Consider the following 25,328-nt stretch of genomic DNA (forward strand, 5'->3'; position numbering starts at 1 on the left):
AGATCTTGACCAACGACATTGAAATAGGCCGCTCCAAGCGTGCGCGTCGAACCTATTCGCTCGACGAAGTGGCATTGGTTCCGGCACGCCGTACTCGAGATCCGCGCGACGTCAGCACCGAGTGGCAAATTGATGCCTTCAAATTCGATACACCGATCCTGGGTGCTCCCATGGATTCGGTGATGTCCCCGGAAACGGCCATCGCGTTGGGTAAACTCGGCGGTCTTGGGGTGCTGAATCTCGAAGGGCTATGGACTCGGTACGAAGACCCGCAGCCCTACCTCGACGAAATATCGCTGCTGGCCCGTGACGACATGTCCCATGTGACCAGCCGGATGCAGGAGATCTATGCGGAGCCCGTCAAAGAGGGGCTGATCACTGAACGGCTCGCGCAGATCCGCGAAGCCGGCGTCGTCGTCGCCGGATCTCTGACTCCTCAACGGACCCAAGAGTTCTATAAAACCGTCGTCAACGCGGGAACCGATCTGTTCATCATCCGTGGCACGACAGTCTCGGCCGAACACGTTTCGCAGAACCAAGAGCCCTTGGACCTCAAGAAGTTCATTTACGAACTCGATGTGCCCGTGATCGTGGGCGGAGCCGCCGGCTACACCCCTGCATTGCATTTGATGCGCACCGGCGCGGCCGGGGTTCTGGTCGGATTCGGAGGAGGCGCAACCACCACGACTCGTCGCGCACTGGGGATCCACGCTGCCATGGCCTCGGCGATTTCCGACGTCGCGGCGGCACGCAGTGACTATCTTGACGAGTCCGGCGGCCGCTATGTCCACGTGATCGCGGACGGTGGCCTGGGGCAGTCGGGCGATATGGTCAAGGCCATGGCCATGGGTGCCGATGCGGTGATGATCGGGGCGCCGTTGGCCCGCGCGACAGAGGCGCCTGGCCAGGGATACCACTGGGGCCCGGAAGCCCACCATCACGAATTTCCTCGCGGAACACGCACCGCCATGAACCAGGTCGGGTCTCTCCAAGAGGTCTTGTACGGGCCGTCGCATCATGTCGACGGAACGTCGAACCTCATGGGAGCGGTCCGACGGGCGATGGCCACGACGGGTTATTCGACTCTGAAGGAATTCCAACGCTCAGAAGTCGTGCTGACGGGACGCCCGCAGTATTGACCGACGAATGAATCGGCCCGTTTGCTCCGTGACGGGCCGATTCCCTGCTGACTTGGGGAAGTCCCAGGTCCGACCGATAGGCTGGAAGCCGTGCTCAAATTAGCTTTTACCCCGAGATGGCTGGGTGCGCTGTTGTTCGCTCTGGCCTTGGCTACCGGGTTCATGCTCCTGAGCAAGTGGCAGCTTGGTACTGCGGACTCCGGCCAGATCCATGCGAATCCGGCCAAAGAAGCCGTGCAACCGCTTCACGATGTGGCGCATCCCTCCGAACCTGTCCTGGAGAGCCAAGCCGACTCGATGGTCCAGGTCAAGGGCCACTACGTCGAGAAAACAAGCCGGTTGATCGAGGGCCGCGTCAACGATGGCACGAAAGGATATTGGGTCGTCAGCCAATTCGCCATCGACGCCGAGCCGCAGGAATCGGGCGAACAATACTCCGTGCCCGTGGCCCGTGGATTCACGACCGACAGCGATCCCGGAAAGGTCGGGACAGAGCCTACCGGGGAAATGACCGTGGTGGGTCGGCTGGTAGCCAACGAGGCTCCGGTGACCTCGCAGGATACGAAGACTGCAGGTGCTCTGGGCTCGGCGGCGACGGCCCAATTGGCCAATCTGTGGGACACGCCTCTTTACGCGGGAACACTTACCGCAGAAGCCGAAACTCCCGTCGGGCAGCCGGCGCAAGTTGACTCGGACGGGCACGTCAAGTCCGACGCTCAGTTGGCGGACCCGCACGGGAGCCTCACCAAGATCCATAGTGAGCAGGTCGTCGATCACTCCGTCAACTGGCTCAATATCTTCTACGCGATTGAGTGGGTCGTCTTCGCTGTCTTTGCCATATACCTGTGGTGGCGCATGCTCGCCGACTCGCACGAACGTATGATCCATCCCGAGAAGTACTACGAAATCCTCCCAGCAGGGGAGGGCAATATGTTCTACGAGGAATCCACGGGTCGATATTTCTACTACGATGCCGAAGCCCGTGAGTACTACTACTTCGACGAACCTGAAACCGGGGAGAAGGACGGCGCGGATGTCGTTGCCGAGAACTCCTCCGGGTCCACGCACGACAAACAACGAGGTGACCATGGTGGCCGATAAGCCAACCCCCAACAATCAGCCCCATCCCGTGGAGCGTACGGATGGCAAGTCAGTTCCGTTGCCTCCTAACGCGACGCCCCAGAAAGCGGGGAACGTTCGCGCGACTCGTCGCAAATTCGGCGGAACCCAGGCTCAAATCAGAGGTGCGCTCGGAATATACAAGTACTGCGCGTGGATCTCGGGTACTTTCCTTCTTCTCCTGGTTGTCGAGATGATCACTCGATATGTGTTCGGCTACGACCTGATGGCCGGGGCCACCAACGCCTCTACCGGGGACAGCGTGGCTTTGGGATGGCTCAACCGCAACACCGGGAACCTCACGGGCGGGCTCAACATATCGACCGGAATCCTCATCATCCACGGATGGTTCTACGTGATCTATCTGTTGGCCTGTTTCCGTCTTTGGTTGCTCATGAGGTGGCCGTTGCCGCAACTGATCGTGATGGCATTGGGCGGTGTCGTTCCCTTCTTGTCATTCATCGTCGAGCGCCGTATCCACCGCGAGACCGTCTCGCAGGTCGCCGCGAACCCCAAGTCCACAAAACGGTACTAGTTCCGCCTCACCGGAGGCCGCGTTCAGAGGGCATAGATCGTCTGGAATGTTCCGTGGTTTCTGGGAGGCATGGCCGGTTGCCCTAAACTGGCAATAACGAGACCCCGCATATCTCTGGGGAGACTCCGCATCGCACCCAACAAAACCGAAGGTATGGCAGTGACCCAATCCGAAACCTCGGCGACGACCGAGTTGGAAGATCGTCCCGTTCTCGTCGTCGACTACGGGGCGCAATACGCCCAACTCATTGCACGTCGCGTCCGTGACGCCAAAATCTACTCGGAGATCGTGCCGCACACGATGTCGGCCGAGCAGATGCTGGCCAAAAATCCCGCGGCCATTGTGCTCTCCGGCGGGCCTTCCAGCGTCTATGCCGATGGTGCACCAGCGGGGGATCGCGAACTGTACGAATCCGGCGTCCCGATTTTCGGGATCTGCTATGGATTCCAGGTCATGGCGCAGACCCTTGGTGGGACCGTGGCCAAAACCGGCCTCCGCGAGTATGGCGCGACCGATGCAACCCTCACCGGAGGGGGAGTCTCGTTCCTCGCGGGCACTCCGGTCGCACAGAACGTGTGGATGAGCCACGGTGATTCCGTGACCGAGGCACCCGCAGGTTTTGAGGTGCTCGCGAGCACCGAAGGGGCCCCGGTCGCGGCCTTCGTCCACGAAGGGCGAAAACTCGGCGGCGTGCAATGGCATCCTGAAGTCAAGCATTCCGATTTCGGCCAGGAGGTTCTGGAGAACTTCTTGTTCAACGTGGCGGGTCTGAAGCCGACGTGGACCACGGGCAATGTGATCGAGGAACAAGTCGAGAAGATTCGCGCCCAGGTCGGAGACGCGCAGGTTATCTGCGCGCTGTCCGGTGGCGTCGACAGCTCGGTCGCGGCGGCGTTGGTGCACAAGGCCGTCGGAGACCAGCTGACGTGTTTCTTCATCGATCATGGTTTGCTGCGGGCCGGTGAACGCGAGCAGGTCGAACAAGACTACGCCGAAACGATGGGCATCAAAGTCGTCACTATCGACGAGTCGGACCGGTTCCTGTCGGCTCTCGAAGGGGTCTCGGACCCCGAGGCCAAGCGCAAAGCCATCGGTCGAGAGTTCATTCGATCTTTCGAAGACGCCCAACGGAAACTGGTTGCCGAAGTCGGAGGCGCTGGAGAAGACATCAAGTTCCTCGTGCAGGGAACCCTGTACCCCGACGTCGTCGAGTCCGGCGGCGGTGAAGGTGCCGCGAACATCAAATCCCATCACAACGTCGGCGGCTTGCCCGAGGACCTTGCTTTTGACCTCGTCGAGCCTCTTCGCACCCTGTTCAAGGACGAAGTTCGTGCGATCGGTCGTCAGCTCGGCGTCCCCGAAAAGATCGTGGCTCGGCACCCGTTCCCCGGACCGGGCTTAGGGATCCGAGTGATCGGCGAAGTGACCCGTGAAAACCTGGACGTGCTCCGGGCCGCGGACGCGATTGCCCGCGCCGAGCTGACCAAGGCAGGCTTGGACGGCGAAGTCTGGCAGATGCCGGTCGTCCTGTTGTCCCAGGTTCGCTCGGTGGGCGTGCAAGGGGATGGGAGAACATATGGGCATCCCATTGTTCTTCGCCCGGTCTCCTCCGAGGACGCCATGACCGCAGATTGGTCGCGTCTCCCGTACGACCTGCTGGCGCGAATCTCCAACCGGATCACCAACGAGGTCGAAGAAGTCAATCGAGTCGTGCTCGACGTCACCTCCAAGCCTCCCGGAACCATCGAATGGGAGTAAACCCTGAGATTCAGGATCCTCCCGGAAGATAATGGTCCGTCTCGAACTGATCGAGACGGACCATTTTTCTTCCCCGTGGCGAACGAATTTGGACGTCTATACGGAATCCCGTTCGGTGTGCTTCTACTATAGAGATGGTGCGCGGTGAAGCCGCGGCCCCTAAGATGTGCGAAGAATACGCCGACCACACCGGAAGCAGAGGCAACGTGACGAAGCCACACTCCTCCGATCAGAACGAACAGGATACGTCCGAGGGAGCGACCTCGAACCCATCGTCCGTTCCTTGGGCGAGCCCTCAGAACGCCGCAGAGGCCTCTGAAGGTCACCTGTCTTCCACGCAGGATGATGCCTCAACGTCCGGAAGCCACGACCTCCGGATCGCTCGTGTCCGAACCGACGGGTCCGACGCCACTCGACCGGAGTCCGTAACGTCTCTGGCGGATTGGGCCGAGGCGCGGGCGGCTGACGAATCCGGCGATGATGCGGGCCACGGCACCGGGCCGGGTCAGTCGTCACCGGATTCCGCTGCATCTCAGGCGAGCCGCAGCAGGGGCCCTGAAGCAATATCCTATGAGGAACAAGAGAACTACCCGTCGGAGACGCCGTCGACCGACGACATGGGGTCCGGCGAAGCCGATTCGGCCGACAACAACGAGCTGCTCCTCGACCGATGGCTGCGGCAAGTGGATGTGTATACGGGACCGGACGCGCTGCTGGACTTCAACCCGGTCGACAACGTGCACATCGATCTTTCGGCATCCAACCCATCCGGATATGCACAGTTGCTGGCCGGTCGCAAGACCCGCCTGTCGACCATTCTGCGTGATCGTGCGACGTTCACCAACGGGGTCCGGTCCGCACGAGCTATACGAGGCAAGATCTTTGAGCTTGACGCCGACCACGGTCTCGAAGCGGGATTCCTCGCCGCCGGCACGGCATCGTGGTTCGCCAAGCTGAACCCCTCCGGAACCCCCGACGGGGCCCGCGGGGAACGCCGTCACATCGCCCCCGTGCTGCTGGCCCCGATTGTGATCAACCCCCATCCCGACGGAGACGACTTCGAGCTGCGGATCAACGGTCCTGCGCGGCTGAACCCGGCGATGGCCCGTCAACTGCGGCGTGACTTCGGAATCGACCTCTTCGCCAACGGCGTGCACCGAAAGGCCACCTCCGGGTCCCGGTTGACACCGGAAGCAGTTCTGGAAGCCATGCGGTCGGTGTGCGTGAACGTTCCGGGAATGCACATCGAAGCCCGTACCGTGATCTCGACCTTCGCGGATCTGGCGGACACAGTGGGCGAACTGCCCGAAACCGCGACGTCGGGATTATTGCGAGACATCTCCGACCTTAACCGCGCCCAGATCAACGCGCCCCGGCAACCCCGAGAATTCACCTCGAACCCACTTCCGGCGAATGAGGTGGACCCGGCCGACGAGACGCTGGTCTACGACGCCGACGATACGGTTTCCGAGATTGTTCAGCGTGCTCGAGCCGGCGAGTCGATGACGGTCACGGCGCCGTCCGGAACCCAGCATCTGCGTGCGGCGCTCAACGTCGCGGCCGGTCTCCTCTCCGAAGGCAAATCGGTCATGATTCTGGCCGAGCGCCGAGAAACGTTGCACAACGTGCGGCGTCGATTGGCTGATCTCGAGCTGTCCGACCTGACCCTTGAACTGGGCGAGGAGACCGATCCTGAGGGACTGGCCCGGGACCTGATCGAAACCATTGTCAGATACGAACGAGCGGTCGAACCCCGGCTTGCGGGACTGCACGATGAACTCAGGAACATGCGGCGCCAACTCGCCGAGCACGTTGCTTCGCTCCATTGGAGGGACGAGCGTTGGGGAGTGACGCCCCTCGAGGCGATGCAGACGCTCGCGGAACTGACATCTCGAGACCCGGGGCCGTCGACGCGGGTGCGTTTCAAGCGTGCCGTCATGGACGCGACCGTTGATCGCGCCGAGACTGTTTCCCAGTTGGAGCGGGCTGCGGAACTCCGTGCGTTCAAACCTTCGACGCGCACAGCGCCCTGGTACGGTGCTCGGCTGGTCAATACCGAAGAAACCAAACAGGCCCGGGCCCTGGTCCAGAGCCTTTTGCGGACTGCGCGCGAGCTGCGCCGGGAAGTCAACGAAGGTTTTGACGGGATTGGCCTCAAGCCCGAAAGAACACTGGTGGGTTGGAAGAAGCAACTGGATCTGCTCGAAGGGATTCGGAACTCTCTGTCCCGTTTCAACGGAGATATATTCGACCGTCCTGTCACGGACTTGATCGCGGCGACGGGCACCTCGACCTGGCGTCGGGAACGCGGAATCGATATGTCCGCGATTCAGCGCTCGCGCCTGCGCCGGGCCGCCAAGGAGTACATCATTCCTCAGGTGCACATCTCGGATTTGCACCAGGCCCTCATCGAGGTTCAGGCGCAGCGGGAACAATGGCAGAGCTGGGCGGTCGAAAACCGAACCGTGGGAATGCCGGGGAACCTCGAGAAAATCGGGAAGCTGTATGCCGAAGTGGCAGACGACCTGAGCGATCTTTCGATCGTGATGGAAGAAAGCCCGGTCCGGAAGGACTACTTCGATCTGCCGATCCCTGACCTGCTCGAGACGTTCGAAGCTATGGCCAACGACCGCATTCTGTTGGATACGCTTCCCGAGCGGGAACAATTGACCCATATTCTTCGCGGAAAGGGCCTCGAGGACCTGCTCAAAGACCTGGAAGAGAGGCACGTGTCCACCGACCAGGTCGCGGCCGAGCTGGACCTCGCATGGTGGCAGTCTGCCTTCGAAATAATGCTCGAGCGGCCCGAAGTGAACTTGGTCAGTGGCAAAACGCTTTCCGAGTGGGAGTCGGCTTTCCGACGGGCCGACGTCGCTCACGTCGCCTCGGGGCCCGCTCGCGTTCGGTATGCTGCGGCGCGCGGTTGGAACCAGCGGGTCAATTTGAAGCCCGTGCAGGCCAAGGAATTGCGCCAGATACTCAAAGGGGCTCCTATTCCCCTTTCAGGCTATCTGCGCAGGGCGCCGGATATCTTGGCCGGACTACGGCCGTTGTGGCTGTCCAGTCCGTTCGGCGTTGGCCGTACCCTGCCTCCGTCGGCAACCGTGGACGCGGTCATCGTCTTGGACGCCGAGTCCACACCCTTGGGAGCGTGCTTGGCGGCGCTGGCACGAACGCGGCAGGTCATTGCGTTCGGAGACGAGAACGCGGGATATCCGCAACCGTTCATCGTTTCCCCGACCACCGGTGACGATCAGGCGCCGTCGAATGAACGCGTCGATTCCGCGATGCATGTGCTGAGTCAGGTCCTACCGGGCAAAACATTGGGACGTATCCATGAATGCCGTGACCAGGCTTTGGTTTCCTATCTGAACGAACACTTCTACGAGGGCGCTTTGTCTGCCATGCCCTTCGGGGAAGAAGCAGTCAGCGGCGCACGTTCGATGCGGGTCGACTATCTGGGCAAACAGAAACCGGACGACCGCGTAGGGGCTCCCATCATCGAGTCTCCGAAAGCCGAGGTGCGCGCCGTCGTGGACATGGTTTTTGAGCATGCTTCACGCGATCCTCGGCAGTCTCTGGCCGTCCTGACCGCCAGCCCCCGGCACGCTGCGCGCATTGCCGAAGAGATTCGCCGGGGCTTGGACTCTCATCCGGAGCTCCGAGATTTCTTCGAGCCCGGGTTGGAGCCATTCCGTGTCCTCGATCTGGCACGTGCTCGGGGGTTGACCCGCGATCGGGTGATTTTCAGTTTGGGTGTTGCTCCGGAGGCAGGAGCCCGGGCTTCGCACTTCGGACAGCTATCCGACGAACACGGGCGTCAGCGCTTCGTGAAAGCGATGTCGACGGCGAGGTTCCACACTCGAGTGGTCAGTTCGTTGAGCCTCGATCAGCTTCGAGACAGCGAACTCCGGAACGGGATGACGGATTTGGTGGGCTTCCTGGAATCCTATGAGACCGCGCACTCCGGTTCCGAGCCGGAGCAGGCTTCCATCCTGGCTCCCGAACACGCGATCAGCGAGTTCCTGTCGGTCCACGATTCCGATGACGAGGAATACAAGGCTGATTGGCTCTTGGCCGATCTGGCTCGTCGCTTGAGGGCGGCCGGGGCCGAGGTTTCGGTGACGCCTGGACAGGAAATTGATGGTTTGGCCACTGCAAGAGCCGAGTCGATGTCCGCGGGTGCGGTTCTGAGCCCGCGGGCGCGAACAGCCGGGACAGCAGACGGAAACGACGGGGCGGCCATGCGACTTCCAGTCGCCTTGTCGACCGATGGGACGAATCAGTACGCTTCCCTGTCGGTCCGTGAGCGATCGCGGTTGAGGCCCGAAAGGCTCGAGCGCACCGGTTGGAATCACGTGTCCTTGTGGACGGTCGATGTATTCGCCGACCCCCAGTCGATTGCCGATCGCATATTGGGTTACTTGGGGCTTGAGGCCCCCGTGGCACCGGAGCAGCGATGACCTCCGGTCCTTCCGACGGCGGTACGCCTGCGCCCGACGACGATTCTTCGGGCGCAGGGCCCCGTGGCACCGACAAAGATGCCGGGGGCGGGAGAAAAAAATTCCGCCACCGTGGATCGCGACGCGCGACCGGCGGCAGCGCCGTGAGCCAAGGGGAACCGGTACGGTTGGCGGGACTCACCGGATCTGCACCGACACCGCATGGCCAGAGTGCAGGCGGATCCGACTCGTCGAAAACATCGGGGACGGTCCAGTCCGAAGACGCTCGAAGCCGGTGGCTGCGCGAACAACGGCCTCCTCATTGGGACTGACCTCTTCACCCCATCCGCATCGGATGAGGATTCCGTAGCCCAGCCGCGCTATCGGAAGCCTCGGGAGGCACCGGCAATCTCGATATTGCAGCGACTGTCACGGATCACGCGTCGGTTTTTCTGGCCACGACGACAGCCTCACTATTCAATCCCGCCAACTGCTCTGCGGTGGAGGGCTCTACGGCAAAGAACGCCAAGTTCCCTCCGGAATCCGAGTCCGAATTCGGGAGAAGATGTGAATTCCGTGAATTTTCCGGGGCCAATATCAGCAACCCCTCTGCCTTGACCTGCTCCCCATGGCTTCCGGCCACGAACAGGTGCACGGGTGCCGACTGTCCTATGAGCTTCAAAGAATCCGGGTCTCGTACTCGCAGACCTATGGCGACCATTCCCTCTGGCAGCCTTTGGATGAGCTGAGCGGAGACCGTCATCGAGGCCGTAATCTGTTGGCCGAGATCAACCGGCACTGCGAGCCTGGAACCGATCAGAGAATCAATTCGCGTGCTGTCCTCTGGCACAGAATCGGCCCAGGCCCCAAAGACCTCAATCGAATCGAGGTCAGCCTCCGCAATCCTGTGTCCCGCTGGAAGAGCGCGTTTTGCGACCACAACCTCAGCGCCCGAGCCCTGTATCGAAGGCTTCAACAACACGCCGGCCATGGCGGACCCGATCAGTAAAACGACCCCCAGAAAGCGCGCCCGGCGGCTGATCCGGGAGCGGATGCGGACGCTGATCGGAACGGTCCTGTGGAACCCGCGACGCGTGGCCCGATGCCTGAAAATACGCATAGTCCAACGGTTGCAGAGTCCCCAACCTTGACCCTTCGGCCCTGGACCAGAAACCGCCTTTTGGGTACAACCCGTCCTGCGTCTGAACCGGAAAAATCAGGTGTGGAAAACTTAGGAGTCGTGACCGGAGGATGTCGTCGTTGACGCCGAAGCCGACGACGAGGAAGAGTCGGAGGACGAGTCCCCGGCGGAGGCTCCAGACCCTGAAGAATTGGACGAAGACTTGGAATCAGTGCTGTAGAAGCCGCTTCCTTTGAAGCTCACCCCAACCGTGTTGAACTTCTTTCGCAGCGCGCTCACATGGCACTCGGGGCACTCTTTCAACGCGTCGTCCGTGAAAGCCTGACGAATGTCGAATGCATGCTGGCAGTTCTTGCACACATACGCGTAAACGGGCATGAAGAGTCTCCTCTGAATCGGTGGGATGCGGCGAACCCATTTTACGGCGACCGACGAATTCTCGTGAATCCTTCCTCGGTGCAGACCTGCAGCAACCGCGCATCGTGCGATTCCGAAGGCACGCCTCCGGCCTCCAGAAGTTCGTCGGCAAAACAAATGCCGATGTTGGCGGCGCCGTGCGGGCCCTTTGCCGCGGCCCCGAGAGCGGTATCGTAAAATCCGCCTCCGTAGCCGAGCCGCACGCCTCGAGCATCGACCGCCAGCGCCGGTACGAGTCGAAGATCGGCATGACCAAAGGCTTCCGTTCCGAGGCGAGGGCCAACCGGTTCCTGGATTCCGAATCGGCTGATCTCGACCGGGGTCTGCGGCGTCCAGCGTGCCCAGTCAAGGATCCTGCCCGGTCGCGAGATGGGCGCCAGAACCGTCCTCCCGGATTCGTGTATTGCTCTGAGAGCGGGCAGGATCGGGGGCTCGGTCGCGGTCGGTAGGAAAGCACATACCGTGCCTTTGATCGGGACGGTTTCGATCACGTAATCCAAAAGTGCAATTCGCCAGGAGTCCGCCACAAGTTGGCGCTGTACATCCTCGCTGTCCCGTTCACGCCGGTTGACGCGCGCCGCGAGTAACTGTTTTCGAAGCTTCGATTTGGCCCGGACGAGCTTGTCGGCGTCCATCCTCGATCCTCCGGCCTCGGGTGCAATGACTCAGGAGTTTCTACCGTAGCCCATCTCCCAACATTCGGTTTACGGGGAAAGCGAATCGGAATGAGGAGACTCGCCGCGGAGTTGTACGGCGTATGACAGACAAAGGGGAGGCTATGAAGCAACCTTGATAAACCCAAGGTTTTTCCCAGATCCTCAGCTATTCTGATAGGTATGTCCGAAAATCATTCACAGAAACCAGTCACCAAGGCTGTGATCCCGGCCGCAGGACTGGGTACTCGGTTCCTGCCGGCCACCAAAGCCAGCCCCAAGGAGATGCTGCCGGTCGTCGACCGTCCGGCCATCCAATATGTGGTTCAAGAGGCCGTGTCCGCGGGTCTCGATGACATCCTCATGATCACCGGCCGTTCCAAGCGAGCCTTGGAAGATCACTTTGACCGCATCCCCGATTTGGAGGCTTCACTCGCCGCTTCGGGCAAAGACGATCTCCTCAAATCGGTTCAGCAGGCCACCGCACTCGGCGAGTTGCACTACCTTCGTCAGGGTGATCCGAAGGGGCTCGGCCACGCTGTTCTTCGCGCGAAGACACACGTTGGGAACTCGCCCTTTGCCGTGTTGCTGGGCGACGATTTGATCGATGAGCAAGAGGATCTGCTCGTGCGCATGATCCAGGCCCAAGAGGAAACCGGCGGCAGCGTTGTGGCCCTCATGGAGGTTCCGCAGGACCAGATCAGCGCGTATGGCTGTGCCGCGGTGGAGCCCGTCGAGGGGCAGGATTACGTCAAGGTCACGGGTATGGTCGAGAAGCCCAAACCGGAGGATGCGCCTTCCAACCTGGCGATCATCGGTCGTTATGTTCTGCACCCGCATGTCTTCGACGTTCTCGAGGAAACCCCTCCCGGACGTGGTGATGAAATTCAACTGACCGATGCGCTCGAAACGCTCGGCCAGGGCACCGGGGAAGGCGAAGGCGTGTACGGGGTTGTCTTCAACGGTCGTCGCTTCGACACCGGAGACAAACTCTCTTATCTGAAGGCAAATGTGATTTTGGCGGCCGAGCGCGAAGATTTGGGCCCCGGCCTTCGGTCGTGGCTCAAAGAATTCGTACAAACGTTGCCTTCCGAATGATGCGTTGATCGCAAAGTCAACGTATCCGTGAATGCGGGGCCCCGCGAGGGGACCCCGCATTCATCGCATTCCGGAGCTGTCTCGGATTGCGTCGGTGAAATGCAGGGATTTATCAGGTGACACGCCAGGACGCAGAGAGTTGGTGTACGCCACAAGAGAGATAAACTACAAGCGTGTCTTTTTCATGGGTTTCGGCTTCCAGCATTCTGCTGATCGTCGCTTTCATCCTCGTCGCGTGGTCGGTGCGCAGCATCGATCGACGTCGTCGGCCTTCGGTGGTCGCTCAAGTCATGGCTACCGATATCATGGAAAACACAGAACCCGCCTTCCCCCGGGACCACGTGCTACTGCGTCAAAGGAATGACATGAACAGTAACCAGTCCCCACGCGTCTCCTCCGGGGCGCCCACGGAAACCTCCGTAGTCTACGAGGAAGAGAAACGGCACGAGGGAGTACGCGTTCCCCGTCCCCCGAGGTCGACCGCGTACGGATCAGCTACGGAATCAGCCAAGCCCCGAATCCGTACAGCACGAACTGTCACGGCTGTTATCGGCCTGATTGCCCTCGTATTCGGGTTGGTCACGGGAATTCTTGCTCCCTTCACTGCTATCGCCTGGCCCTTGCCGGTCTTCCTTCTGATCGTGGGGCTAGGTGCCTTCGGCAGCCTTCGATACTTGGCGCTTTCGGATCGAGGTCTCATGGGTCCCGGTCGTGCAACCTCTCAGAATGCATCTCGGGACCTGGATTCGTCCGAGGAAGACGACCGCTCCGACGAATGGGTCGTCGATGGCGGCTACCTGACTACGGCCGACGAGCCTCTCGCGGGAGAGGGCCCCGTCGTCAAGCAGTCTCAGGGCGTGTACGACAACGAAAGTTCTTTGGCAGAAACGCAGGCCCCCGTTGCAGGCGTGGGTTCGGTCGAGACCGTGACCTATGATGCGCCGTCCGCCGGGCCCGGCATGTCCGGAGCCCAGGAGGTTCCGAACGTTGAGGAGCCCGGATTGGACATTGAATCCCTGCGCGAACAAGCCCGGCGCGTAGCCGCAGGCAAACCGGTGGCTTTCACCCCGGCGACCAGTCAGTGGTCTCCGGTCGAATTGCCCAAGCCGACCTACGTAGATGCCCCCGCGGCACGCCGCGAGGCTCCCAGCCCTGTGGAAGTCCCGACGGAGCCGAAATCAACGTCTTCGACCCTGGCGGAAGCAGCCAAGAAGGGCGACTCAGTTCTCAACCTGGACGACGTGCTCTCTCGCAGGCGAGCCTGACCGCGGACCATCTCATTTTCACAGCCCGTCGGGAACCCGGCGGGCTGTGTGATCTCCCTGAACTGCTTCCGGTATTCGCGAGCCACTCCTGCGTCCGGGATAGGGCGCCAACGAACCAAGAGCATCGAGGACCATGAGTACAACGCACCTAGAAATTGAACGCAAATACGAAGCTCCGGCCGATGGCGGCCTCACGCCTGACCTGAGTGGCCTGCAACGGCTCACTGCCGAGGCGGAGCCGCAGATCCAAGAGCTCGACGCAACATACTTCGATACGGATTCTCGCGATCTGGCCCGCGAAAAGGTCGTCCTGCGCCGGCGTCGTGGTGGCCACGATGAAGGCTGGCACATCAAGTTCGTACTGGGGGAAGGGCGCCAAGAAGTTCATTTCGGGCTTCTCAAAGACGAAAACGCCATGCCCGCTGCGGTCAAGGACGTTTTGTCAGGAATCACCGTGGGGGAGAACCTGAACCCCACCGCACGATTGGCAACCCGTCGCGAACGCACGATTCTTCGAGACCGGGACGGCCAGGAGATCGCGGAGCTGTGCGACGATTCCGTACGCTCGACCGACTACGCGACAGGAATCCAGAGGGCCTGGCGGGAATGGGAAGTCGAACTTCTGGCCGAGGGCCTTTCACCGGAGGCACAGGCTGAAGTCTTCGAAGAGGTCGAGGAGGTTCTCGAACGGATCGGCGCAACGTCGTCGAGTTCCGTGGCCAAGATTTCCCGTGCGCTCGGGCAGGACCCCGAGTTCGACGCCGATGCCGGCATCACGGCTTCCCGGAATTGTCGGGAGGGTGCGGGCGGACCCCATCTCAGCGGCTCGCAATCCCTGATTTCCGCCGTCATTCACGAGTTCCTCGACGATGTCCCCGCACTTGACCTCGGCGTTCGAGTCGGTGTCAGTGATTCGGTACATCAACTTCGGATCAGATTTCGGGGCATACGGAGCGTGCTGAGGGGGCTGCGGGGGGTCATCGACAGGGATGCCGAAAAGTCCCTGGCCGACGGGATCAAGACTACCGGTGTGGCACTGAGCGATGCGCGTGACCTCGAAGTCGTGCGCGAAATCCTGAGTGCCCAAGATGGGTGGAACCGTCTGACCACAGTGGCTCACCAGCAGCTGAGCGCATTGCTCGATGAGGACGAAGAGGCGGCTCTCCGGGCAGCGAAGAGCCGGCTGTCATCCGCGGAACACCTCGCCCTGATGAAAGACCTGAGGGAGTTCGCTCGGCAGCCCCGTCTCAACGACGTCGCCTCCGGGTGGGGATCGAAAAAAGTCGTCACAAGGATGCTCGATACCCTGAGCGACCGGTTGTACAAACGAAGCGGACGGGTTCGGGAGCTGGATGACCCGATGACCGGTGAGGTCCTGGAGAATCTTCACGATGTACGAAAGGCTGCGAAATCGTTGCGGTACGCAATCGAGTCTCTTTCGGCCGAGTCAGCGGTGCCGAAGAAACGGGTCAAACAGGCCACCTCGGAGAGAAAACGGTCGAAGAAGATCCAATCCCAACTCGGCGAAATTCTGGATCTGAATGCCACGAGAGAGTGGCTGGAACGGGCGGCACGGGTTTTCCAACGCAGGGACCTCGATCGATACGCTGTGGGGCTCCTCGCGGGAGAGATCGACACTCGGTTGAAGCAAGCCCTGGCCAAGGGGATCGTGAAGGTGCGGCACATCAATTGAGCCTTCGACGCGGGGCGTGAGCGGTTGCTGCGCAGCGTACTGCTGTCGCACATGGCCCTCGGGCCTCCCAGAATCAGTATTAATGACGAGTGGGCCCCGGGATTCCCCGAGGCCCACTCTTTGCATCACACACAGGAAGAAGGTCTTCACTCACTGGAGGCGCCGACCGCTGTAAGTCCGCTCGAAAGCGACCGTCCCAGGTCTGCCTCCCGGCTATTTGGTAATAAAAACATTACCTAATGCTCTGAGGGTCCGCTACCCCTGATTTAGGATTGCCTGCATTTTCTTGTTGACGTGCTGTCCCTAAGTTGCATATGACCCTGTCCAGCAGCGGATTCTCCGTTGGAGCGCGTTGTAAAAATGGTGAAGGTCACAGCCGAGGGCCTTGGGGTTCGGGCGGGCGACCCCGCCGCGAGCCTTGCAACTCATGGGCCTCGACCCCGAGTGTGGCCCATCGAACCTGATGAGCCGCGGAATCTTCGGTAAGCTAGACGATATGCATGAATGGATCGAAAGCCTGGACCTCGGGATTGCGATCCTTTTCTTTTGGGCTGTCGGCGTCGTCCGCACATCACTCGTATACGGGGTCGGCAGGGCTGCCGCGGCCGGAGGCCGGCGGGCGGGAAGATTAAGGGCAGCCTTCGAAACGCCTCTGTACAGGCATGCCGAAGCATTTGTTAACCGCTGGGGAGTCCTGGCCGTCCCAGCCTGTTTTCTGACGGTCGGGTTCCAGACCGCTGTCATCGGCGTCACGGGCTTCACGCGCATGCCTCTGCCTCGGTGGGTACCCGCGATGCTCGTTGGAACCCTCATTTGGGGGACCATCTACGGCACGGTGGGCATGGCAGTGGTGTGGGCCTGGCTCCAGCGGCCGTGGCTCGCGGGCCTCGCGATCCTCCTCGTGATCGTGGCGATCGTCGCGATCAAGTACTGGCCGCGACGCGTCCGATCGAGCCGGACGTCGGAGCTATAGACCCCTGACTTCCTGTGGGCGCGCGTCGTCTCCGGACTGCACTGGCACCGTGAAGGCATGCTTCCGTTCGCCCAACGGACCGATGCGTGGCATCCTGCGAGCAGCAGGCTTTCGGAAACGGCAAAACCCCGTTCCGTGAATTCACGGAACGGGGTTTTGCCGGTGTGTCGACGTGGAGCTAAGGGGAATCGAACCCCTGACCTTTTCATTGCGAACGAAACGCTCTACCAACTGAGCTATAGCCCCGAGCAACCCCTCTACCGTACTCCCGAGCGCGCTCGTGCACAACTCGAAAACGGTCTTCGGAGGGATGAAAGGCGCTGATAAGTTAGCACCATGAGCGACTCGCCCTTCGAGGATTCCCCCCAGCACGACGACGCCCCTCACACGCCCGCGCCTACGGCCCGGGAGGCGCCGGTCGGCCCGCCCAGTGAGGGACTGACGGTGGGGTTTGTGCCGGGGGTCATGCCGGGAAAATGGTTCGCCCGATGGGATGAGAGGTTCGGTCGATCGACGCCCCTTGAAAGACTTGCCCTGGGGGAAGGGGCCGGCTTGCGTGCACTCGTTTCGGGAAACGCCCATATGGTTCTGGTGCGTACCGAGACAGAGCCGGAATGTCTGGACAAAACCCGTTTTCATGCGGTTCACCTCTACGAAGAGAAGCCCGTGGTGGTGATGCCGGTCGACCATGTCCTGACCATTTTCGACGAAGTTCCGCTCGAGGAGCTCGCCGAGGAATTCATGCTGCAAGAACCCGAAGACATTCCGGAGTGGGCGGCGGTCAGCAACGAAAAGTGGAATACCAGCCCGCGAAAATTGCCGAGTATGCGCGACACGGGGGATGCGGTCGAACTGGTTGCTGCCGGCTTGGGTCTGTTGATCGTACCGATGTCCGTTGCGCGGCACCACCATCGCAAGGACCTGACGTACCGGATTGTCGAAGACATGCCGAGACGATCGGTTGCGCTCGCATGGCACAAGGACGTCGATGGCTCGCGCAGCGACGAAGACGAAAACGCCCTCCAGGAATTCGTAGGGATCACGAGGGGTCGTAAAGCCTCGAGCTCCCGCGGTGCATCGGAGACGAAGGCTGATCAACGAGTATCCGGGCGAGGCGCAGAAGGCCCGGCACCGGTTCGAAAGAAACCGGGCCGGGCGTCATCGTCCGGAGGAGCTAGTTCTTCGAAGGCTCGCTCGGCGAAGAGTGCTCGCTCGAAGTCGCGGGGGAAGAAGAAGTAGCTCCGTTTGACCGCGCCGAGACGATCGGGATGCTTTGCGTTCCGTGAATCACCGACTGATTCAGCAGCGGAATGTGCAGACCATTGTGGTCCAAAGCCTGTTTGACGTAGACGCGAAGGACGCGAGCGACGTCCCACTGCTGAAGAGGAGCCGTGCGAATCGCGATTCGCATGGTCAGGTACTCGCCGGTCATCTCCTCAACACCCCATACTTCGGGTTTGCCGCGAATCGAGTGGCCGACTTCGGTCTCGTTCTTGACTCGCTCTGCGGCATCGAGCAGGAAACTGGTGACGCGTTCGATATCGCAGTTGTAGGGGACGGGGACATCCACGATGGTGCGAGCCCAACCTTGGGATTGGTTGCCCACGCGGAGGATCTCACCGTTACGGACGTGCCACAGGGTGCCCTCGACGTCGCGCACCTGCGTCACGCGCAGCCCTACTGACTCGACGGTTCCGCTGGCCTCGCCCAAATCGACGACGTCCCCGATACCGAGCTGGTCTTCGGCCACGATCGAGACGCCGGCCAAGTAGTCCTTGACGAGCGATTGGGCGCCGAAGGACAAGGCAACACCGGCGATTCCCGCACTTGCGATCACCGGAGCGATGTTGAATCCGAGTTCCGAAATGATCATCAGTACGGCGATCGTCCAGATGCCGATGGTCGCGACGGAACGCAAAACGGATCCCACGGTCTTGGCCCGTTGGGATTGTCTCTGACGGGCCGTGACGGCGTCCTCGACCCATTCCTGTGGGCCGTTGCTGTTCTTCTTGGCCACGACCCTGGCTTTCGTGCCCCGCGAAATACTGTCCGTGACCTTGTGAATCACGGTCCTTGCGACCAAGTTGATCAACACGGCGATCAAAAAGATCAGGACGATTCGCAGCGGGTGATCGAGCCAGAAGTCCAGGCTTGAGACGTCCGTGAGGAGGTTGCCGGAATTCTCGGCTGTGAGTTTCATAAGTTCAATTTTAGGAGAGCACGTTGAGACAGCGCCAAATATCAACTCGGTACACGCTGAACGTGCACGTTCTCATGTGGAACTAAGATTGAATTCATGGCTCTTGAGATGGACACACGACCCGCCGCTTATGCGGTCATCATTGAACAAGGCAAAATTCTTTTGACCCACTGGACGGGGGAGCGGCACCCTGAAAGGGCCGGATGGACGCTTCCCGGCGGCGGTCTGGAAATCGGAGAGACGGCCGAAGAGGCTGTTATCCGCGAGGCATACGAGGAAAGCGGGTACGACATCCAGCTTGACGGGATCCTCGGGGTGGACAGCAAGTATTACGACGATGGCCGTGAGCGCCCCTTCCATAGTTTGCGCATCCTGTACCGTGCGATCATCACGGGCGGGAAGGCGGAAGTGACCGACGTCGGCGGATCGACGGACGATGTCGCGTGGGTCCCGCTCGGGGATCTTCCCAAGATCCGAAAAGTATCCTTGGTCGAAGTTGCGGCCAAAAAGTACGGACTGGCCTATTGAGGACAGTGAGAGCCTGCCCCACCCCTAGTGCCACGAGGAGATTGCTGTGAAGCGTTGGATGCTGCCGGTCATTGCGTTGTTGACGTCCGTCGCCGTCGTGCTGAGTGGTTGCTCAGGTGCAGGTGAGGCTGACCCCGACCCATCGGCATCAGACTTCCGGACCATTCGCATCGGGAAAGGCATATCACACGAATCCGAAGTGGTTGCCTACCTCTATGCGGGGGTTCTGTCGCACGCCGGGTACAAGACTGAGGTGGTCGACTCTCCGGACAGCCGCACCGACTACGTGAACCAGATGGCCAGGGGAGACGAGAATTCTGTCGACGTCACCCCCGATTACTCGGGAAATCTACTGCTCGATCTAACCGACGGGGGCGCCAAGAATCCGCAGGCTACCGCCACTCCGACGGCCAGCGAGAGCGACGCGAACGACCCCCGCGCAAGCATGACACCGTCGACGACGCCCACCCCGAGTCCGGCCTTCAATATTCACGGAATGTCCAGCAGCGATATTTCCTCGACGTTGCCCAAGGTTCTGCCCGAAGGGGTGACAACGTTCAACACCGCCACTGCTGAGAACAAGGACGCTCTGGTGGTCAATCAGATCACTGCGGCCAAATACAAACTTTCCACGATCGATGATCTCGCGGCCCACTGCAAGGAACTGAAGTTCGGGGTGCCCAGTGGTTTCAAAGACAAGGCTTACGGCAGCAAAGGGCTCCAAAGCCTCTATGGGTGCGAGCCCGGTAGCTACCAAGAGGAAGATGACCAGGAGAAGCTCTCGGGTCAGCTGGCTGACGGAAGCGTCGGCGTCGCCGATCTGTTCACCGCCTCCGCAGCCGTCAAGGACAACGGCTATGTGGTTCTGGAAGATCCGAAGGCCAATTTCATCGCGCAACAAGTCGTTCCTGTGGCTCGTTCGAAGGAGCTGCCGTCCCCGGCGAAGAACGCGATCAACGACCTTTCCGGCAAATTGGGGACCGGTGACTTGGAATTCCTCAACAGGCTCACGACGGGTGACCGCCCGATCTCAGCAAAGGATGCGGCCCGATTCTGGCTCAAGGAAAATGACTCCTGAGGACCTGTAATGCGGTGAAAACACGTTGCGGTTGTGGCGCCGGACGGTGGCCAGTGAGCTAATCTGAAACCTTCGCGAAGGCGATCGTGACATAAAACTGTTCACGCTCAGATGGAGGGTACGCTAAATCACATGGCACAATTCCGGCAGTCAACAAAGCTGAATAACGTCCTTTACGACATCCGAGGCCCGGTACTCGAGGAAGCCCAGAAAATGGAGGCGCAAGGACATCGCATCCTTCGCCTGAACATTGGCAACCCCGCACCATTCGGTTTCGAAGCGCCGGACGCGGTCATGATGGATATGATCCGTCACCTGCCTGAAGCCCAGGGGTATTCGGACTCACGAGGAATCTATTCGGCGAGAACTGCTGTCGTCCAGTACTACCAGACACGAGGGATCCGGAACCTTGACACCGACGACGTGTACATCGGCAATGGCGTCTCGGAAATGATCACTTTGTCCCTCCAAGCCTTGTGCAATCGAGGCGACGAAATCCTCGTCCCCACCCCGGATTATCCTCTGTGGACGGCGTCTGTGGCCCTCTCCGGTGGTACACCCGTCCATTACCAGTGCTCCGAAGAAGACGGCTGGAATCCGGATATCGAAGATATCGCGTCGAAGATCACTCCTCACACCAAGGGCATCGTGATCATCAACCCCAATAACCCGACCGGGGCGGTGTATTCCAAGGAAACCCTTCAGCAGATCGTGGACCTCGCCAAGGAACACGACCTTATCCTCTTCTCCGACGAGATATACGAGAAGATCACCTACGACGACGCGGAAATGATCAACACCGCTACCCTGGCCGGCGAGGACGCCCTGTGCCTGACGTTCTCCGGTCTGTCCAAGGCTTATCGCGTGGCAGGGTACCGAGCCGGATGGTTGGCGATCACGGGACCGATGTGGAAAGCCAGCGACTACGTGGAGGGAATCAAACTCCTCGCCAACATGCGTATGTGCGCGAATGTTCCTGCCCAACATGCGATTCAGACAGCCCTGGGTGGTTATCAATCGATCAACGATTTGATCCTGCCCGGGGGCCGGTTGCGTGAACAGCGGGACATCGCGCACAGGAAGCTCAATAGCATCGACGGCGTGTCATGCCAGCAGGCGAAGGGCGCACTTTATTTGTTCCCGAAGCTTGACGCAGAGAAATTCGGGATCGTGGACGACGAGCGCTTCGCCCTGGATCTTCTGAAGGAACAGAAAATTCTGGTCAGCCACGGCACCGCCTTCAACTGGAAAGCACCGGATCACTTCCGTTTGGTCACCCTGCCGGACGTCCAGACACTAGACACAGCCTTGGACCGTATCGGGGAATTCCTGAGCGGGTACCACCAGAACTGACGTGAGTCTTGGTCCTGGAGGACTTCCGGCATTTGCACCGTGGCCTCCATGCCAGGAAGCGTTATTGGGGAGGCTCCTGATCCGATTGGGCGCGGCGTTCTTTCGCCGCGTCCAACCTCTTCTTCGCACCGTCCAACCATTCTTCACACCGTTGCGCGAGTGCTTCCCCGCGCTCCCACAAGGAGAGGGATTCTTCGAGGCTTGAGGCGCCGGACTCGAGCTTGGATACGATCCCCATCAATTCTTCTCGAGCTTGTTCGTAGCTGAGCTCTTCAACGGGGGCGTAGTCTTCTTGTGGCATGGGGCTCCTTTGCGAGATTCCGGTCTGTTCGCATTCTTCAATGGTCGGGTTGTTATGTCCTGCTTCGGCCCGGCTGGTCCCTGGGATCGTCGTCGCGGACCTTGTCCACGGTGGCTTCAAATCCTCCCGCAGCGACACGAACCTCCACGGGGATTCCGGGCTCCAGGGTTCGGGCATCTTGTACGACGGACCCGTCTCGGCTCTGAACGACGGCGTATCCTCTGTCCAGCGTTTTCTGAGGGGAAAGGGACCTTACCCGGGACCGCAGATGAGCGACGGATTCTTGGTGGCGGTCCAACGAGACTGTGACGGCGCGCAATACACGCGCCCTTGCCGCATCGGTCTCTTCTTCTCGAGCCATGAGCATGGTTTCGGGGTGTGCTAGGACCGGCCGGGATCTGTACTGGGCCAAACCGTTGGACTCACGATCGATGTAGAGCCTGACCACACGCTCGGTCGTGGCTCGCGCCTGACCGATGCGCAATCGTTCTTCCTCGACATCCGGTACGACGGTTTTGCCTGCGTCCGTGGGAGTCGACGCACGCCAGTCAGCAACGTAATCGAGAAGTGGCTGATCGGCCTCGTGTCCAATCGCCGAGACCACCGGTGTGTTCGCCTGCGCTACGGCGCGAATCATCGCTTCTTCGCTGAAAGGCAGCAGATCTTCCAAAGCGCCTCCGCCTCGGGCGATCACGATCACGTCCACGGATGCGTCTTCGTCGAGTTCGCCGAGTGCCGCCGTGACCTGGGACAGCGAGTTGACACCCTGAACAGCGACTTCTCTGACTTCGAATTGGGCGCCGGGCCACCGCAACCGAGCGTTGCGGATGACGTCTTTCTCGGCATCCGAATCACGGCCTGTGATCAGCCCAATCTTCTGTGGAAGCACCGGCAAGGGTTTCTTCAGCGCCGCATCGAACAGGCCCTCTGCTTGGAGTTTCCGGCGGAGGCGTTCGATACGCTCGAGCATGTCTCCGAGGCCGACCTGCCGTATTCCGCTGCCCAGCATGGAGAGCCGGCCGGTTTTCTTCCAGAAATCCGGTTTGAGGCGGACAACGACCCGCATACCGTGTTCCAAGTCGCCCTCAATCCGGGCGGTCTCCTTGGGGAACAGGCTCACGGGTACGGAGATTTCTTCTTCAAGGTCTCGCAGGGTCAAGTAGGTGACGCGCGCGCGCTTCTTGAGCTCGATGATCTGTCCCTCGACCCAAATGGGATCGCACCGGGCGATGTATTGGTTCATCTTGGCAGAGAGCAAGTGCAATGGCCACGGGTTCTCCGGGGTTGTGTCTCGCGCGAGGTTCGGCAGGGGCGGCCTCTGCGTTTGCTCGGCTGCGCCCGACCCTGCTTCGGTGAGATCTGGCTGATCTGAGGATGGCGAGTTGCTCATGGTTAATGACTACCAGGCCTGACCGACAGAATAAGGATCCCGGCCGCATTGTGGACGAAGATACAGCGTGAATTGTGCCGAGCGATTACGGTTGCCTTATGTCCAGCTCCCCGTCACAAACGCTCCGTTGGGTATTCGCGTCCATAGCTGCCCTACTTTCCGTGTGCCTGGCTGCCCTGACCCTGCTTCTGATTTGGTTCCAATTTACGGTGAGCGATGAAGCCCACTTCGTGTCGAGCGCCAACAGCGTGGTTCAGGATGAGCAGTTCCGTTCGCAGCTTGCGGACGACGTTACACAAGACATCATGGGTTCCGACAAAGTGAACCAATATTTGGGGGACGGGTCCGGGAGCGGGACTTTTGCAGGAATTCAGAGTTGGGCCAAGGATCGCGCGTCGAACCTGGTACAGTCCACGGTCGCCGGCGCCGTCGACTCGAAAGACTTCCGGGAAACGTGGAAGGAGATGGCCTCCTCAACCTATTCCGCCAACTTCGACGATCCCTCGTCATCGGCGTTGGTGGTGGATACAGGGCCGCTATACCAGGCTTTCAACGATCGGGTGCAGAGCACTGTCCACCTGGACTTGGGCCTTGACGAGGGTTCACACCGCGTCGAATTGGAAGGCGCTCCCCAGGATGGGAGCGACGCGCCTATGGCGAAGTTCCTGCACCGTGCGCAGTCTCTGTCCGCCGTTTCTCCCGCCCTGGGCGCGGCGGCCCTGGTCGTGGCACTTCTCGCGGCTCTTCTGGCGCCCCGATCCAAAACACTTTTTCTGGCCCTGGCCTCGGCCGGCACTGGCCTGGTCACGTGGTTGGCGATGACGGTTCTGTCGGCCCGGTTCACCACTCAGATGGACGCTGTTCAGGGCACCGAGGGGCTCATCGCTCAGCATTTCGGGGAAGCGATCACAGCCAACGTGCAGACCTGGGCGCTGACCAGCTTGGGCGTGGGGCTGGGCATTGCTCTCGTACTTGTCATCGGTCACACTCTGACGTCCTCGCGACAAGGCAATACGTCGCATACGTTCTAGTGGTCGGACGGGTCGTTGGCTCCTGGGCGAAGGTCTTGGAACTCGGGGGCGGTCAGGGGCTTCGGCGAGACGTCCACGGGTCCGGCCTCGAGTCGCTCATCCGACGGAGCCGTGGGATCCATTTCGTTGATTTTTCTGGCCGTCACGAATACCCGTGATTCCATCGAGCCGAGCATCGCATTGTAGGACTCGACGCTACGGCTCAGGGCACGCCCCATGCTCTGCAGATGCCCGCCAACGCTGGAGAGCCTCTCGTACAGTTGGCGTGACAAGGCCAGCAGATCACGGGCATTCTGTGAGACGGCTTCTTGCCGCCACGAGAGCGCTACCGCTTTGAGGGAAGCCAACAAGGAGACCGGGGAAACCAGCGCTACACCGCGGGACGAGGCATAGTCCAACAAGCCTGAGTCGGCACGCAAGGCGGCCGACAACGCAGATTCCATGGGCAGAAAACACAGCACGATTTCCGGGGACGTCTCACGAGCATCCCAATACCGTTTGGATGCCAAAGCGTCCACGTGCGAACGCACTGCTTTTGCATGTTTGCTTTCCCATGCCGCCTTTTCCGCTTCCTCGATGGCTTCCTGGGACTCGAGATATGCATCCAACGGAGCCTTAGAATCCAGGACCAACTCTTTGCCTCCCGGAAGAGTCACCACCATGTCCGGGCGGAGGCGTCGAATCTTCCCCGTCTCGTCCTGGACTTCGGAAACGACCTGCTCCGAATAGGACACGTGGCGTTCCATCCCTGCCGCTTCGACGACACGACGAAGCTGCGTCTCTCCCCATGTCCCTCTGGCCGTAGTGGAACGCAGTGCACTCGACAAATGATGTGTGGATTCCCGCAGTTCATCCTGGCCTCGACGTGAGACCTCCAACGCTTCCCTGACGGAGCCGAATTGGTCCGCGCGCTCGCGTTCCATCTGACGCACCTGCTGCTCGACCGTCGCCAACTGGTTCTTGACCGGCGCGAGTGCCCGCAAGACGTCCTGGTCCGTGCGTGCGCGTTCCTCAAGACTCTCCACACGTTGGGCCAACAGTTCCTTGCCCTCCACTGCGGCGGACAGATCATTTCTCAACCGGGTGTTCTCTTCGGAGAGATCTTCTCCTGAAGTCCGTGAACGGGCGCCCAGCACGAACCCGAGCACCCCTCCGATCACGAGAGCCAATAACGCTGAGAGTACAAGGGGAAGTGCGGTCATGTTTCTACTCTG

21 protein-coding genes and 1 tRNA gene are annotated in these 25,328 nt (G+C 60.6%); 14 read left to right on the forward strand and 8 right to left on the reverse strand.

The genetic code is table 11. From position 1 onward, the window contains the following. Positions 1-5 precede the first annotated feature (5 nt). The 5 genes from EWV35_RS02125 to EWV35_RS02145 all read left to right on the forward strand — a co-directional run bounded on the left by EWV35_RS02125 (position 6) and on the right by EWV35_RS02145 (position 9,014). The gene (locus tag EWV35_RS02125; RefSeq protein ID WP_129657690.1) at positions 6-1,139 is read left to right on the forward strand and encodes a GuaB3 family IMP dehydrogenase-related protein; all 1,134 of its coding nucleotides are present in this window, start codon (positions 6-8) and stop codon (positions 1,137-1,139) included. A gap of 90 nt (positions 1,140-1,229) precedes the next feature. Beyond that, positions 1,230-2,240, forward strand: a complete 1,011-nt coding sequence (locus EWV35_RS02130; RefSeq protein ID WP_129657692.1) for an SURF1 family protein — start codon at positions 1,230-1,232, stop codon at positions 2,238-2,240. Further along, entirely contained in the window at positions 2,227-2,793 is a 567-nt protein-coding gene (locus EWV35_RS02135; protein WP_129657694.1) for a DUF3817 domain-containing protein, read from the forward strand. Before EWV35_RS02130 ends, EWV35_RS02135 begins: the two co-directional genes overlap by 14 nt. 159 nt (positions 2,794-2,952) lie before the next feature. Then, entirely contained in the window at positions 2,953-4,551 is a 1,599-nt protein-coding gene (gene guaA / locus EWV35_RS02140) for a glutamine-hydrolyzing GMP synthase (protein WP_238654039.1), read from the forward strand. 206 nt (positions 4,552-4,757) lie between these two features. Continuing rightward, positions 4,758-9,014 (forward strand): hypothetical protein, encoded by a 4,257-nt coding sequence (locus tag EWV35_RS02145; RefSeq protein WP_129657698.1) that lies wholly within the window; start codon positions 4,758-4,760, stop codon positions 9,012-9,014. A 415-nt stretch (positions 9,015-9,429) separates the two neighbouring features. Here EWV35_RS02145 and EWV35_RS02150 read toward each other — a convergent pair whose 3' ends face one another. The 3 genes from EWV35_RS02150 to EWV35_RS02160 all read right to left on the reverse strand — a co-directional run bounded on the left by EWV35_RS02150 (position 9,430) and on the right by EWV35_RS02160 (position 11,186). Further along, positions 9,430-10,113 (reverse strand): SAF domain-containing protein, encoded by a 684-nt coding sequence (locus EWV35_RS02150; protein WP_129657700.1) that lies wholly within the window; start codon positions 10,111-10,113, stop codon positions 9,430-9,432. Positions 10,114-10,224: 111 nt separating this feature from the next. Then, positions 10,225-10,512, reverse strand: coding sequence for an FmdB family zinc ribbon protein (locus tag EWV35_RS02155; RefSeq protein WP_129657702.1), 288 nt, complete (start codon positions 10,510-10,512; stop codon positions 10,225-10,227). Between the two features lie 41 nt (positions 10,513-10,553). Further along, positions 10,554-11,186, reverse strand: a complete 633-nt coding sequence (locus EWV35_RS02160; RefSeq protein ID WP_129657704.1) for a 5-formyltetrahydrofolate cyclo-ligase — start codon at positions 11,184-11,186, stop codon at positions 10,554-10,556. Between the two features lie 201 nt (positions 11,187-11,387). Between EWV35_RS02160 and galU the strand changes: the two genes are divergently transcribed. The 4 genes from galU to EWV35_RS02180 all read left to right on the forward strand — a co-directional run bounded on the left by galU (position 11,388) and on the right by EWV35_RS02180 (position 16,233). Continuing rightward, complete coding sequence (gene galU, locus EWV35_RS02165; RefSeq protein WP_129657706.1) at positions 11,388-12,302, forward strand: UTP--glucose-1-phosphate uridylyltransferase GalU; 915 nt, start codon at positions 11,388-11,390, stop codon at positions 12,300-12,302. Positions 12,303-12,475: 173 nt separating this feature from the next. Beyond that, a complete protein-coding gene (locus EWV35_RS02170; protein WP_129657708.1) occupies positions 12,476-13,567 on the forward strand; it encodes a hypothetical protein in 1,092 nt (363 codons plus the stop codon). A gap of 133 nt (positions 13,568-13,700) precedes the next feature. Continuing rightward, entirely contained in the window at positions 13,701-15,260 is a 1,560-nt protein-coding gene (locus tag EWV35_RS02175) for a CYTH and CHAD domain-containing protein (RefSeq protein ID WP_129657710.1), read from the forward strand. Positions 15,261-15,756: 496 nt separating this feature from the next. Beyond that, on the forward strand, positions 15,757-16,233 hold the full coding sequence (locus tag EWV35_RS02180; RefSeq protein ID WP_129657712.1) for a DedA family protein: 477 nt from the start codon (positions 15,757-15,759) through the stop codon (positions 16,231-16,233). 173 nt (positions 16,234-16,406) lie between these two features. On the opposite strand, the gene EWV35_RS02185 is transcribed toward EWV35_RS02180, so the two are convergent. Continuing rightward, positions 16,407-16,479: transfer RNA gene (locus tag EWV35_RS02185), tRNA-Ala, on the reverse strand. Between the two features lie 90 nt (positions 16,480-16,569). Between EWV35_RS02185 and EWV35_RS02190 the strand changes: the two genes are divergently transcribed. Continuing rightward, complete coding sequence (locus EWV35_RS02190; RefSeq protein WP_129657714.1) at positions 16,570-17,472, forward strand: LysR family transcriptional regulator substrate-binding protein; 903 nt, start codon at positions 16,570-16,572, stop codon at positions 17,470-17,472. Here the strand turns inward: EWV35_RS02190 and EWV35_RS02195 are convergent. Next, positions 17,408-18,433: a mechanosensitive ion channel family protein gene (locus EWV35_RS02195; protein ID WP_129657716.1), complete on the reverse strand. Its 1,026-nt coding sequence runs from the start codon at positions 18,431-18,433 to the stop codon at positions 17,408-17,410. The genes EWV35_RS02190 and EWV35_RS02195 overlap by 65 nt on opposite strands. 96 nt (positions 18,434-18,529) lie before the next feature. Between EWV35_RS02195 and EWV35_RS02200 the strand changes: the two genes are divergently transcribed. The 3 genes from EWV35_RS02200 (at position 18,530) to EWV35_RS02210 (ending at position 21,392) form a co-directional block, all read left to right on the forward strand. Beyond that, the gene (locus EWV35_RS02200; RefSeq protein ID WP_238654042.1) at positions 18,530-18,961 is read left to right on the forward strand and encodes an NUDIX hydrolase; all 432 of its coding nucleotides are present in this window, start codon (positions 18,530-18,532) and stop codon (positions 18,959-18,961) included. Between the two features lie 46 nt (positions 18,962-19,007). After that, entirely contained in the window at positions 19,008-20,039 is a 1,032-nt protein-coding gene (locus EWV35_RS02205) for an ABC transporter substrate-binding protein (protein ID WP_129657718.1), read from the forward strand. A gap of 132 nt (positions 20,040-20,171) precedes the next feature. After that, on the forward strand, positions 20,172-21,392 hold the full coding sequence (locus EWV35_RS02210) for a pyridoxal phosphate-dependent aminotransferase (RefSeq protein WP_129657721.1): 1,221 nt from the start codon (positions 20,172-20,174) through the stop codon (positions 21,390-21,392). A gap of 61 nt (positions 21,393-21,453) precedes the next feature. Here the strand turns inward: EWV35_RS02210 and EWV35_RS02215 are convergent, their stop codons facing one another. Further along, the gene (locus tag EWV35_RS02215; RefSeq protein WP_129657723.1) at positions 21,454-21,693 is read right to left on the reverse strand and encodes an exodeoxyribonuclease VII small subunit; all 240 of its coding nucleotides are present in this window, start codon (positions 21,691-21,693) and stop codon (positions 21,454-21,456) included. Positions 21,694-21,745: 52 nt separating this feature from the next. Next, positions 21,746-23,083 (reverse strand): exodeoxyribonuclease VII large subunit, encoded by a 1,338-nt coding sequence (xseA, locus tag EWV35_RS02220; RefSeq protein ID WP_129657725.1) that lies wholly within the window; start codon positions 23,081-23,083, stop codon positions 21,746-21,748. Positions 23,084-23,181: 98 nt separating this feature from the next. Here xseA and EWV35_RS02225 point away from each other — a divergent pair, with 98 nt between their 5' ends. Further along, positions 23,182-24,114, forward strand: a complete 933-nt coding sequence (locus tag EWV35_RS02225; RefSeq protein ID WP_129657727.1) for a hypothetical protein — start codon at positions 23,182-23,184, stop codon at positions 24,112-24,114. Here EWV35_RS02225 and EWV35_RS02230 read toward each other — a convergent pair. Continuing rightward, positions 24,111-25,316, reverse strand: coding sequence for a DNA recombination protein RmuC (locus EWV35_RS02230; RefSeq protein WP_129657729.1), 1,206 nt, complete (start codon positions 25,314-25,316; stop codon positions 24,111-24,113). The two genes, EWV35_RS02225 and EWV35_RS02230, sit on opposite strands and share 4 nt — an antisense overlap. Positions 25,317-25,328: the final 12 nt, after the last annotated feature.

It is taken from the genome of Rothia uropygialis (assembly GCF_004137765.1).
Taxonomy (GTDB): Bacteria; Actinomycetota; Actinomycetes; order Actinomycetales; family Micrococcaceae; genus Rothia.